At 71.3% G+C, this 11,677-nt stretch carries 7 protein-coding genes; 6 read left to right on the top strand and 1 reads right to left on the bottom strand.

Features of this window, described 5'->3' with window-relative positions; all coding sequences use genetic code 11:
• The first annotated feature begins 99 nt into the window (after nucleotides 1-99).
• The 6 genes from ACIBAG_RS32710 to ACIBAG_RS32685 all read left to right on the top strand — a co-directional run bounded on the left by ACIBAG_RS32710 (nucleotide 100) and on the right by ACIBAG_RS32685 (nucleotide 9,449).
• Entirely contained in the window at nucleotides 100-984 is an 885-nt protein-coding gene (locus ACIBAG_RS32710) for a MurR/RpiR family transcriptional regulator (protein ID WP_399110065.1), read from the top strand.
• A gap of 120 nt (nucleotides 985-1,104) precedes the next feature.
• On the top strand, nucleotides 1,105-5,346 hold the full coding sequence (locus ACIBAG_RS32705) for an NEW3 domain-containing protein (protein WP_399110063.1): 4,242 nt from the start codon (nucleotides 1,105-1,107) through the stop codon (nucleotides 5,344-5,346).
• Between the two features lie 41 nt (nucleotides 5,347-5,387).
• Complete coding sequence (locus ACIBAG_RS32700) at nucleotides 5,388-5,999, top strand: peptidyl-prolyl cis-trans isomerase (RefSeq protein ID WP_399110231.1); 612 nt, start codon at nucleotides 5,388-5,390, stop codon at nucleotides 5,997-5,999.
• Nucleotides 6,000-6,151: 152 nt separating this feature from the next.
• Nucleotides 6,152-7,525, top strand: coding sequence for an extracellular solute-binding protein (locus ACIBAG_RS32695; RefSeq protein WP_399110060.1), 1,374 nt, complete (start codon nucleotides 6,152-6,154; stop codon nucleotides 7,523-7,525).
• 2 nt (nucleotides 7,526-7,527) lie between these two features.
• Complete coding sequence (locus tag ACIBAG_RS32690) at nucleotides 7,528-8,568, top strand: carbohydrate ABC transporter permease (protein WP_399110059.1); 1,041 nt, start codon at nucleotides 7,528-7,530, stop codon at nucleotides 8,566-8,568.
• The gene (locus ACIBAG_RS32685) at nucleotides 8,565-9,449 is read left to right on the top strand and encodes a carbohydrate ABC transporter permease (protein ID WP_399110057.1); all 885 of its coding nucleotides are present in this window, start codon (nucleotides 8,565-8,567) and stop codon (nucleotides 9,447-9,449) included. Before ACIBAG_RS32690 ends, ACIBAG_RS32685 begins: the two co-directional genes overlap by 4 nt.
• Nucleotides 9,450-9,455: 6 nt before the next feature.
• Here ACIBAG_RS32685 and ACIBAG_RS32680 read toward each other — a convergent pair whose 3' ends face one another.
• Nucleotides 9,456-11,648: a glycoside hydrolase family 3 N-terminal domain-containing protein gene (locus ACIBAG_RS32680; RefSeq protein ID WP_399110229.1), complete on the bottom strand. Its 2,193-nt coding sequence runs from the start codon at nucleotides 11,646-11,648 to the stop codon at nucleotides 9,456-9,458.
• Nucleotides 11,649-11,677 lie beyond the last annotated feature (29 nt).

Here is an 11,677-nt window from a genome sequence, read left to right as displayed (position 1 = left end):
GGGACGGCAGGGGCAATGAGCCGCCGTCGACGAGCCGGTCCGGTGCTCCGGTCCTGGTATTCAAGCTGCGGTACAAACGGTGGCTGATACCTTCTCTGCATGCCCCCGACGGACGTCACCACACTGATCCGAACCGAGCTGCCCCGGCTGGCCGGCTCCCTGCGGAAGGTCGGCGAGCTGATCCTGGAGGATCCGGCCGCCGTCACCCACTGCTCGGCCGCCGAGCTGGGCCGCCGCACCGGCACCTCCCAGGCGACGGTGACCCGCTTCTGCCGGGCCATCGGCCTCGACTCCTACCAGCATCTGCTGATCGAGCTCGCCCAGGAGCGCGGCCGCGGCGAGGTCTCCGACTGGGGCACCGCCGAGATCGGCCCGGACATCTCACCCGACGACAGCCTCGAGCGGGTCGTCCAGGTGGTCGGCAGCGCGGATCTGCGCGCGATCCAGCAGACCATCGACCGGATCGACCTGGACGCGCTGGAGCGCGCGGCCCAGGCCCTGGCCCGCGCCCGCCGCATCGACGTCTACGGCGTCGGCGGCAGCGGCGCGGTGGCCCAGGAGACGGAGACGCGGCTGTTCCGCATCGGCTGCCAGGTGCGCGGCTGGACCGAGGTGCACGGCGCGGCCACCTCCGCGGCCCTGCTCACCCCGGCCGACGTGGCCATAGGCATCTCCCACTCCGGCGCCACGCGCGAGACCCTCGAACCGTTCGAGATGGCCAAGGAGCGGGGCGCCACCACCATCGCCATCACCACCGACCCACGCTCACCACTGGCCAAGGCCGCCGACATCCGGCTCATCTCGGCGACCTCGGAGACCAGCTTCCGCACCGGCAGCATCGGCGGCCGGCACTCCGTCCTGATGATCGTCGACTGCCTCTACGTCCGGGTCGGTCAGGTCTCCTACCAGCGCGCCAGCGCCTCCCTCGCACTGACCGACCACATCACCCCGCAGCACGCGGTGAAGTCCCGCCGGACGCGCTGAGCCCATCCGCCTCCCGTCCGGGACTGCATGGATGAACCACCAAGGAACCTCAAGAATGGTTGTTTGAATCATCTCCTCGGTGCCAGGATGGGGCTCCCCACGAGCACTCGTAGGAGCCCCATGCGCGTCATCTCTGTCGAGTCGACCGAACTGTTCGTCGGTACCGAGGACGATCCGCACCAAGTGGTGGCCGTCGAGATCGGACACACCCCGGGCCGGACGGTCCGCCTCACCGTCGAGGGGCCGGGCGTCCACGGCACCGCCGGGACGGTCACCGGAGACGACGGCACGGCACGCGCCGAGATACCGGTGACGACCGACCTCGCCCCCGGCGACCGCACGCACGTCAGGGTCACGGCCGAGGACGCCGACGACCCGGCGCGCACCGCGGAGCACTCCGCCGCGTTCACGGCCGCCGAACCCGGCTGGACCATGTTCATGGTCAGCCACTTCCACTACGACCCCGTCTGGTGGAACACCCAGGGCGCCTACACCGAGACCTGGGACGTCGCCGACGACCCCGCCACGACCGGCCTGCCCGCCCGCACCTTCGACTCGCGCGGCCAGTCCGGGATGAGTCTCGTGCGCGCCCACTGCGATCTGGCGCGGCGCGACCCGGCGTACACCTTCGTGCTCGCCGAGGTCGACTACCTCAAGCCCTACTGGGACGCCTTCCCGGAGGAGCGGGCCTTCCTGCGCCAGCTGATCCGCACCGGCCGGGTCGAGATCATGGGCGGCACCTACAACGAGCCGAACACCAACCTCACCGGCGCCGAGGCGACCGTACGCAACGCATTGTACGGCGACGGCTTCCAGCGCGGGATCATCGGGGCTTGCCCGGAGACGGCCTGGCAGTTGGACGCGTTCGGGCACGATCCGCAGTTCCCCGGGCTGATGGCGGACGCGGGGGTGAGCTCCAGCTCCTGGGCGCGCGGACCGTTCCACCAGTGGGGGCCGACCCTGTCCGTGTTCGGCGAGGAGCCCCGGGATCCGAACCGGATGCAGTTCCCGGCGGAGTTCGACTGGATCGCCCCCTCGGGGCGCGGGATCCTCACCGCCTACATGGTCAACCACTACGGCGCCGGCTGGGCGATCGACAACGCGCCCACGCTCCCCGAGGCGGAGGCGGCCGCGCTCAAGCTGTTCAAGGGCTTGAAGCAGGTGGCGCTCACCCGCAACGTCCTGCTGCCGGTCGGCGGTGACTACGCGCCGCCGTGCCGCTGGGTGATGGCCATCCACCGGGACTGGAACGCCCGGTACGTATGGCCGCGCTTCATCAGCGGGATCCCGAGGGACTTCTTCGCCGCCGTGCGCGCGGAGTTGGACGCGCAAGGCCGCAAGGCGTCCCCGCAGACCCGGGACATGAACCCGGTCTACACCGGCAAGGACGTCTCCTACATCGACACCAAGCAGGCCCAGCGCCACGGCGAGACGCTGCTCGCGGACGCGGAGGCCTGGGCGACACTCGCCTCGCTGGTCACCGGGCACCCCTACCCGGACGCGGCGCTGGACAAGGCCTGGCGGCAGCTCGTCTACGGCGCCCACCACGACGCCATCACCGGCTCGGAGTCCGACCAGGTCTACATCGACCTGCTCACCGGCTGGCGGGAGCTGTACGACCTGGCCGAGGCAGTGCACGCCGACGCGACCGACGCCCTCGCGGACAAGGTGGCTCGACTACCGGGCGGCGCACCGGACTTGGTGGTTTTCAACGCGGCGACCTGGGAACGACGCGACGTACTGGCGGTCGAGGACCCCGGGCTCGTCCCGCTCGACGACACCGGACTGCCGCTGCCCGCCGTACGGGAGGACGGCGAACTCCGGGTCGTCGTACCGGAGGTGCCCGGCATGGGCCTCAAGGCGCTCCCCCTGGCCGAGGGGACGGTCCCCGGGTGGACACCCGGCGAGGGCGCCACCATCCGCAACGAGTTCTACGAGGTGACGGTCGATCCCGCGCGCGGCGGCTGCGTCAGCAGCCTGCGGGCCCTGGCCGAGGACGGCCGGGAACTGCTGCGCCCCGGCGACATCGGCAACGAGTTGGTCGTGCAGGAGGAGTACTCCAGGCACCCGCGCTTCGGCGAGGGCCCCTGGCACCTCACGCCGACCGGCACGACGGCCGCCCGCAGCCGCGACGTCACGGCCGATGTCGAGGTCGAGCACTCCCCCGCCGGATCACGGATCACCGTCCGCGCCGACCTGGGCCTGTTCCGCTGCACCCAGCGCCTGACCCTCTGGAAGGGCGTCGACCGCCTCGACCTCACGACCACCATCGACGGCTACGACGGCGCCGACCGTCTCATCCGGGTCCGCTGGCCCTCCGACGTACGCGGCGGGCTGCCGGTGCACGAGGTGGCGGACGCGGTGATCGGGCGCGGGTTCGGGTTTGTGGAAGTCGACAGCGAGCAGTTCCCGTGGACGCTGGACAACCCCGCCAACACGTGGTTCGGGCTGGGTTCCACCGCCCGGGTAGCGGTGGTCGACGGCTCCGGCCGGCCCCTCGGCGAACGGTCCATCGGTGTCGCCGAGTTGGTGTACTCCTCCTGGGACGAGGCCGGTGAACTGGGCACCCCGCTCGCGGCGGCCCTCGTCCGCGTCGGCGTGACGGCGACCTCGACGATCGCCGGGGGCCCGCGCTACGGCGACCTGGAGGTCGACTCCAACCTGCCCGACATCCGGATCGCGGTCGGCGCGCCCGAGCGCAACTCCGTGGCCGCCGAGGCCCTCGGCTGGGACCCGGCGGCCGGGCGGGAGCTGCGCCGGCAGCTCGCCGAGCGGGGCGTGGCCGCCGTGTGGGTCGCACCGCGCGCCTCGCTGCGCGAGGAGTGGGTGCCCGGCGCCGACCTGCGCGACCTGGAGCGGCTGCCGCTGCTCGTGGTGGCGGGCGCCCGGCCCGAGGACGACGCCAAGGCCGTGGACGCGCTGATCGCCGACCTGGACGACGCGGTCCTGCGGGCCACGGCGGCGGGCGGCGGGGAGGCGCTGCCGCCCGGGGACGCCTGGGACGGCCGTAGCTTCGCGGTCCTGAACCGCGGAACGCCCGGATGCGTGGTGACCTCGTCCGGCGACCTCTACATGTCGCTGATGCGCTCCTGCACCGGCTGGCCCTCCGGCATCTGGGTCGACCCGCCCAGGCGCACGGCGCCGGACGGCTCCGCCTTCCAGCTCCAGCGCTGGTCCCACACCTTCGAGTACGCCGTGGTCGCGGGCCCGGGCGACTGGCGTGAGCTGCGACTGCCGCAGGCCGGGCATGCGTTCAACCATCCGCTGACGGCACGGTTGCGGCGAACGGCGACGCAGGGCGCCGTACTGCCCAGGAAGGCCGAGCTGTTGGGCCTCGAGCCGGCGGGCGAGGTGCTGCTCGACGCGCTCAAGGCGGCCGGGTCGCCGCTGGCGCGCGGGAGTGTGGCAGCCGCTGATCCGGCCGGTGGGGTCGTCGTACGGGTGCACGAGGTGAACGGCCGGCAGGTGCGGGCGCGGGTGCGCGGGCCGCGGGAGTGGACGCGGGGTGCGCGGGCGGACGTACTGGAGAGGCGTGGGGATCCCCTGACGCCCGGCGATCAGGGGGCCCTCGAACTCGACCTGACCGGTTTCGAGGTGGCCACCATCCTGGCCACCTCCCCCGGTGAGACATCACCGGGGCCCGGCATCGCCGCCCATGAGCCCGCCCAGCCCGTCCCCACCCGTTACTGGCTGCACAACTCCGGCCCCGCCCCGCGCGGCAACATGCCGGTCGCGGTGTACGTCTCCCCCACCACGCTGACCGTCGCCGACGGCCCCGTCACGGCAACGGTCCGGGTCGGCTCGGAACTGACCGACGCGCCGGTGTCGGGCACGGTCGGCCTGCACGTCCCGCCCGGCTGGTCGGTCGAGCCGGCCGAACTGCCGTACGCGCTGGGACCCGGCGGCTTCACGGTCGCGGAGGTCACGGTGACACCGCCGCCCGACCCCGAGCCCGGCCGGCACTGGCTCGCCGCCCGGCTGGCGTACGGCGGGCAGACGTACGAGGACGTCGTGGCACTGGATACGGGCGGCGGACACCGGGGCCCGACGCTGGTGACGAGGCTGGGAGTCGAGCGGGTCGTCGTACGCCGTGGAGAACGGGCCAGCGTCCCCGTGACCCTGCACAACCCCACCCGGGGGCCGGTCAACGGCACCCTCTGGGCCGTCTCCTCCTGGGGAACCTGGGCGGGCGTGACGCCGGGCTGCCAGGGCTTCACCGTGCCGGGCGGGGAGCAGCGGGAGTACGTGATCGAGGTGGACGGCGGGGCGGTGCCGCCGGGTTCGTACTGGCTGATGGCGAAGGTCGGCTGGCACGGGTGCGTGGCGTACACGGCGGCGGTGGAACTGGAGGTGACGCCGTGACGGGGGAACAGGCGGCACGCGTGCACGGCGAAGCAGTGCCCATGGAGCGCGTGGACGCCTTCTTGAGCGCGACAAGCCACAACGCACCCGCAGACGGAAGACGACACATCCCGGCACTCACCAAGGACCGTTTGGCTCGAGCAGACCGACAGCGAAGGCGATGGGCCACCCAGGTCGTGCTCATCGACGAACTGGCCCGACGCACCTGCGCGGAGCGCGGATTGCCGGTCCCGCCGGACGTGTCCCCGGCGGCCATGCTCACCGTCCCCGAAGCCGACGTCGCCGACCTCGGCAGCATCGTCGCCGCAGCCCTCGCCCACTCCCCCGCCGCACGCCTCCTCCTCACCACGCTGGAGAACGAGCAGCACATCCCCGAAGAGGCCGTACGCGACTACTACGACCGCAACCGGGACCGCTACCTCACCCCACAGGCCCTCAGGCGAGGCGTCGACCCGTACAGCCCGTCGGCCGGGCCGGCGGACTTCCTGCCGTACGAACGGGCCCGCGAGGGCATCGAGCGCAACCTGCGCCAGGCGGCGGGCCGTTGGGCGTTCTTCGGCTGGCTGGACCAGGTGCGGACCGGGGTCGAGTACGCACCGGGACACGAGCACCCGGGCGACCCGACGCACCAGGATCACGAGCACCGGCACTGAACGGAACGTAAAAGCAACACGGCACCCCATTGACCTCCGATGAATTCTGGTCCACCTTTTCATCAATCACAGTCCAAGTTGGTGATTTGAACCAGCCGCTATCGGCGAACACCAGCGAACCAGCCGCCTAGGTCGGCCGCAGGAGGGCACCCATGCGCGCAAGCAGACTTCCCGGATCCCTGGCATGTTTCCTCGCTCTGGCACTCGCGGCCGCCGGCTGCGGCCTCTCCGGCGGCGGCTCCGACGACGGCGAGGCCACCGCCGGCGGCTGCAAGGTCGACAAGGCGAACGTCGGGGCCGGGGCGCTCACCGGGGACATCAAGGGCGACATCACCTTCCAGACGACCAACTTGAAGAAGGACTTCGGCGACTACTTCAACGGCGTCATCGCCGCCTTCGAGAAGGAGCACCCGGGCACGAAGGTGAAGTGGATCGACGACCCCGGCGACGCCACCTTCACCCAGCGTCTGGTCGCCGACGCGCAGGGCTGCACGCTGCCGGACGTGGTCAACATCAACGTCAACACGGCGGTGGCGCTGACCAAGAACGGCTACCTGCTCAACCTCGACGAGAAGGCGCCCGACGCGGGCAAGCCGTTCACCGAGTCGATGTGGGAGTCGAGCACCTACGCCCAGGCCGACGGCACCAAGGTGCACAGTGTGCTGCCCTGGTACTCCGGCGGCATCGTGCAGACCTTCAACACCGACCTGCTGGAGAAGGCGGGCCTGGACCCGGCCAAACCTCCGACGTCCATCCTCGGACTGTTCGCCGACGCCGAGAAGATAGCGAAGGCCTCCGACGGCAAGTACTACGCCTTCCTCGCCAATCCCTCCCTGCGCATCCCGGCCGACTGGCAGCAGATGGGCATCAAGGTCCTCTCCGACGACGGCAAGGAGTTCACCTTCGCCGACGACCCGAAGACCGTGCAGTGGGTCGAGGGGATGACCAAGCTCTACAAGGCCGGCGCGATGCCGAAGGACTCCCTGTCCTCCAACCAGGACCCGTCCAACGTGTACGGCCAGGGCAAGCTGGTCTACGGCTCGACGAACCCCAACTTCCTGCGTTTCATCCAGCAGAACAACCCGTCCATCTACAAGAAGACGGGCGTCGCCCGCTACATGCTGGACGACCTCGGCCACACCGTAGGCGCCCCGCAGTACATCGGCACCGCCTCCACCAGCAAGAACGCGGTGACCGCGCTCGCCTTCGCGCAGTTCCTGACCAACGCGCAGAACCAGCTGGAGTGGGCGAAGGACCCGAACGTCGTCATCTTCCCCTCGACGACGGAGTCGTTGAAGGACCCGTTCTTCCAGAAGGTCGAGGGCACCGACCCGTTCGCCGAGGCCCGCAAGATCGTCGCCGGTGACCGGCAGACCGCCACGGCGGACGAGATCGCCCTCACACCCGGCGAGTTGAACGCCATCTCGGCACAGATCCAGCTCGCGATGCAGGGCAAGAAGAGCGCGCAGGACGCCCTCGACGAGGCCCAGTCCAAGGCCAACGAGCTGATCGAGCAGGGCAGCTGACGATGGCTCAGCGCACCGCACCGGCCAAGGCGCCCGTCCCCGCTCCCCCGGGGGCGGGCGCCCCGCGCCCCGGCACCTCCCCCGGATCACCTCCGCCGGGGCTCCTGCGCCGCGCCCTTCGCACCGTCACCCCCGGCCCGACGGCGGACGCGGGGGGCGCGGCGCTGTACCGCCGCTGGTGGCTGCCCTGGCTGTGGATGCTCCCGGCGATCGTCGGCACGACGGTCTTCGGGGTGTTCCCGTTCCTCAACACGATCCTGGTGTCCTTCACCGACGCCAAGCCGCTCGGCGGCGCCTACGACGTGGTGGGCCTGGACAACTACACCCGGATGCTCGGGGATTCCGACTTCTGGCTGGCCACCCGCAACAGCATCCTCTACGCGGTGATCGTCGTCCCGCTGATGGTCCTGCTGCCGCTGCTGCTCGCGGTCCTGGTGGAGAAGAACCTCCCCGGCATCGGCTTCTTCCGCTCCGCCTTCTACACCCCGGTCCTCGCCTCCAGCGTGGTCGTGGGCCTGAGCTGGCAGTGGCTGCTGAGCGACCAGGGACTGGTCAACACCTGGCTGCAGAAGGCCCACATCATCCGCGAAGCGATCCCCTTCCTCTCCGACTCATGGCTGATCCTGCTGTCCGCGATGGGCCTGACGCTGTGGAAGGGACTCGGCTGGTACATGATCTTCTACCTCGCCGCGCTGGGGAACGTGCCCAGGGAATTGCACGAGGCGGCGGCCGTGGACGGCGCCGGGGCGGTCCGCCGCTTCTGGCACGTCACCGTGCCCGGCGTACGCACCTCGATGATGCTGGTCGGCACCCTCACCGGCATCGGCTCACTGCGCGTCTTCACCGAGATCTACATGCTCGGCGGCTCCACCGGCGGCCCCGGCGGCGCCGACCGCACGCTCCCGTTCTACATCCGGGACGTCGGCCTGGACCCGCTCACCGGCAACGCCGGCTACGGCGCGGCGGTCAGCGTCGCCCTGTTCGCACTGACCCTGGGCCTCACGCTGCTCGCCCAGCGCCTGACTAAGGAGGACGAGGCATGACGACCGCACCGGCTCCGATCAGGCGCCGACGCCTGATGCCCCGCTGGCGCGACTACGGCCGCCCGCGCGAACTCGTCGTCCGCTACCTGCTGTTGGTCTTCGTCCTGTTCATCACCGTCGGCCCGCTGCTGTGGCAGGTGCTGTCGTCCCTGAAGGGCGCCGGCGAGGACGTCTTCGGCGCGGGCGCCTCGCTCATCCCCCACCACCCGACCCTGCGGGCCTACGAGCAGGTCTTCGACCAGGTCCCGGTGTGGACGTACATCAGGAACAGTCTGTTCGTCGCGGTCATCTCCATCACCAGCCAGCTCGTCTTCTCCACCATGGCCGGCTACATGCTGTCCAAGCCCGGCTGGAAGGGCCGCAAGCTGGTGTGGGTGCTGCTGATGGCGTCCATGATGTTCCCGTTCGAGTCGATCATGGTGTCGCTGTTCCTCAGCGTCCGGGACCTGGGCCTGGTCGACAACCTCGTCGGCGTCTGGCTGCCCGGCTTCGTCGCGGCCATCAACGTCCTCATCATGCGGGCCGCGTTCCTGGCCGTCCCGCGCGAGATCGAGGACGCGGCGATGCTGGACGGCGCGGGCGAGTGGAAGCGATTCCGGCACCTGTACCTGCCCTCCGCCTACGGCGCGATCCTGGTCGTCACCATCAACACCTTCATCAGTGCCTGGGACGACTTCCTGTGGCCGCTGATCGTGCTGCGCTCCGAGGAGCACTTCACGCTGACGCTGGGGCTGGCCCGGCTGCAGACGTCGTCGTTCGGGTACGACCAGCGGCTGGTGATGGCGGGGTCGGTGATCTCGGTGATTCCGGTGCTGGTGCTGTTCGTGATCACGCAGCGGTGGTTCTACCGGGGCGTCTCGTCGGGAGCGGTCAAGCTCTGACGCCGGTCAGCCCGGGACGTTCACCGTCACCGGTACGGCGGCAAGTGCGACCCGGGACGACTCGGCGATCCGGATCTCCAGCGTCCCGGGCAGGACGGCGGTCTCCAAGTCGGCGCCGACCTGCTCCAGTTGGCGGGTGCCTATCCTGAACGCGACCGCCCGGCGCTCCCCCGGCCGCAGCCCCACGCGCTGGAAGCCGCGCAGTTCGAGGGTGCGCGGCCAGACGGTGGTCCGCAGTCTGCGGATGTAGAGCTGGGCGACCGTACGGCCGTACCGCGAACCGGTGTTGGTCACGTCGACCGTGACGGTGTCGCGGTACAGGCGCGGCGGGCCGTACGCGAAGGTCGTGTACGTGAGCCCGTGCCCGAACGGGTAGAGCGGCTCGGCGTCCTCGTCCACGTAGGCGCCGTACTCGGTGTCCTTGTGGTTGTAGTACACGGGGAGCTGGGCCGCCGAGCGCGGCACGGAGACGGGGAGGCGGCCGGTCGGTTCCGTCCGCCCCAGGAGGACCTCGGCGATCGCCTCTCCGCCCCACGGGCCGGGATACCACGCGGTGAGCAGGGCGCCCGCGCGGTCGGCGGCCTCGGGAACGGCGTGCGGGCGGCCCTGGATCAGGACGACGGCCGTGGGCGTGCCGGTCGCGGTGACGGCGTCCAGCAGGGCGTGCTGGGCCTTCCCGAGCCGCAGCGCCGCGAGGTCGACGCCCTCGCCGCAGGTCATCTCGGAGACGGCGCCGAGCGCGGCACCGTTGGCGGCGAAGTCGGTGTCCGGGGTGCGGGCGCTGGAGCCGCCCAGGACGAGCACCGCCAGGTCCGAAGCGGCGGCCGCGGCGACCGCCTCGGGGACGCCTGAGACGTCGTCGCCGGTGAGGGCGCATCCCCGGGCGTGCCGGATGTCGACGCCGGGCGGGGCGAGGCGCCGCAGCCCGTCGAGCAGGCTCGTACCGGTGCCTGGGCGCTGCGGGGCGGTGTAGTCGCCCGACTGGTGGGCCACCGTGGCGGCCTGTGGTCCGAGGACGGCGATACGGGAGACGTTCGCGGCGATCGGCAGCACGTCGCCGTCGTTGTGGAGGAGGGTGACCGCGGCGCCGGCGAGGGACGTGCTCGCCGATCTGCCGCGGTCGGCCGGACGGAGCGCCGGCGCCGTGCCCTGACGGTCGAACAGCCCCAGCCGGAACTTGAGCCGCAGGACGCGGGCGACGGCGGCGTCGAGGGTCTCCTCGCCGACCAGTCCGCGCTCCACCGCCTCTTCGAGGTGGGTGAACCCTTCGTCCCAAAGGCTCAGATCGACACCGGAGTTGAGCGCGAGGGCACCCGCGGACACCTTGTCGCCGGTGATCCGGGCCAGCCGGTCCACGGCGAGCCCATCCGCCATGACGATCCCGTCGAAACCCCAGCGCTCTCGGAGGAGTCCGGTGAGCAGGGCCCTGTTCCCGGAGCAGGGCATCCCGTCGACCTCGTTGTACGCGGCCATGACGGCGGCGGCCCCTGCGCGTATCCCGGCGCGGGCGGCGGGCAGGTGGATCTCGTGCAGTTCCCGGAGCCCCAGTTCGGACTCGGCGGAGTTGCGGCCGCCGACGGTGGCGCCCTGTCCGGCGAAGTGCTTGAGGACGACGGGGGCCCGATCGGTGTCGAAGTACTCCTCCGGGTCGCCCTGCATGCCGCGGACGAGGGCGTCCGTCAGGCAGGCCGCCAGGTACGGGTCCTCACCGAAGCACTCCTCGGTGCGGCCCCAGCGCGGGTCGCGGGCGATGTCGAGGGCCGAGACCAGGGCGACATGGCCGCCGCGGGCACGCAGTTCGGACGCGGCGAAGGCGGCGACGTGTTCGTACAGCTGCGGGTCCCAGGTGGCGCCGACGGCCAGGTTGACCGGCAGGACGGTGCCGTCGAGGGCCATGAGCCCGTGCGGCACCTCCTCCACGAACAGCGCGGGAATGCCGAGCCGGCTGCGCTCGACGACATGCCGCTGCACCAGCTCGGCGAGGCCCGCGGCGTCCTCCGCGGCGGGGCCGTTGCCGTGGTCGACGCCGGACCAGGCGTCGGCGCGCTGGAGCCCGTAGAGGGCGCCGAGTCCCTCGAAGCGGTCGGTCTCGGCGTACAGGGCGTCGGTGAGTTCGAAGCCGCCGTCGGGGGTGCGGCGGTAGGCGTTCCAGCCGTACATGCGCTGGTTGAGCTGGCCGGCCTTCTCACGCAGGGTCATGCGGGAGAGGAGGTCGCGGACTCGGGTGT

The organism is Streptomyces sp. NPDC051243 (genome assembly GCF_044455405.1).
GTDB lineage: Bacteria > Actinomycetota > Actinomycetes > Streptomycetales > Streptomycetaceae > Streptomyces.
Note: the sequence above shows the minus strand (reverse complement) of the source record. Positions and strands in the feature narration are given on the sequence as shown.

What these genes read in the sequence shown, in the direction of transcription:
- ACIBAG_RS32710 (WP_399110065.1), top strand. Translation starts at nt 100, where the DNA reads ATGCCCCCGACGGACGTCACCACACTGATCCGAACCGAGCTGCCCCGG.
- ACIBAG_RS32705 (WP_399110063.1), top strand. Translation starts at nt 1,105, where the DNA reads ATGCGCGTCATCTCTGTCGAGTCGACCGAACTGTTCGTCGGTACCGAG.
- ACIBAG_RS32700 (WP_399110231.1), top strand. Translation starts at nt 5,388, where the DNA reads ATGGAGCGCGTGGACGCCTTCTTGAGCGCGACAAGCCACAACGCACCC.
- ACIBAG_RS32695 (WP_399110060.1), top strand. Translation starts at nt 6,152, where the DNA reads ATGCGCGCAAGCAGACTTCCCGGATCCCTGGCATGTTTCCTCGCTCTG.
- ACIBAG_RS32690 (WP_399110059.1), top strand. Translation starts at nt 7,528, where the DNA reads ATGGCTCAGCGCACCGCACCGGCCAAGGCGCCCGTCCCCGCTCCCCCG.
- ACIBAG_RS32685 (WP_399110057.1), top strand. Translation starts at nt 8,565, where the DNA reads ATGACGACCGCACCGGCTCCGATCAGGCGCCGACGCCTGATGCCCCGC.
- ACIBAG_RS32680 (WP_399110229.1), bottom strand. Translation starts at nt 11,648, where the DNA reads ATGACCCTGCGTGAGAAGGCCGGCCAGCTCAACCAGCGCATGTACGGC.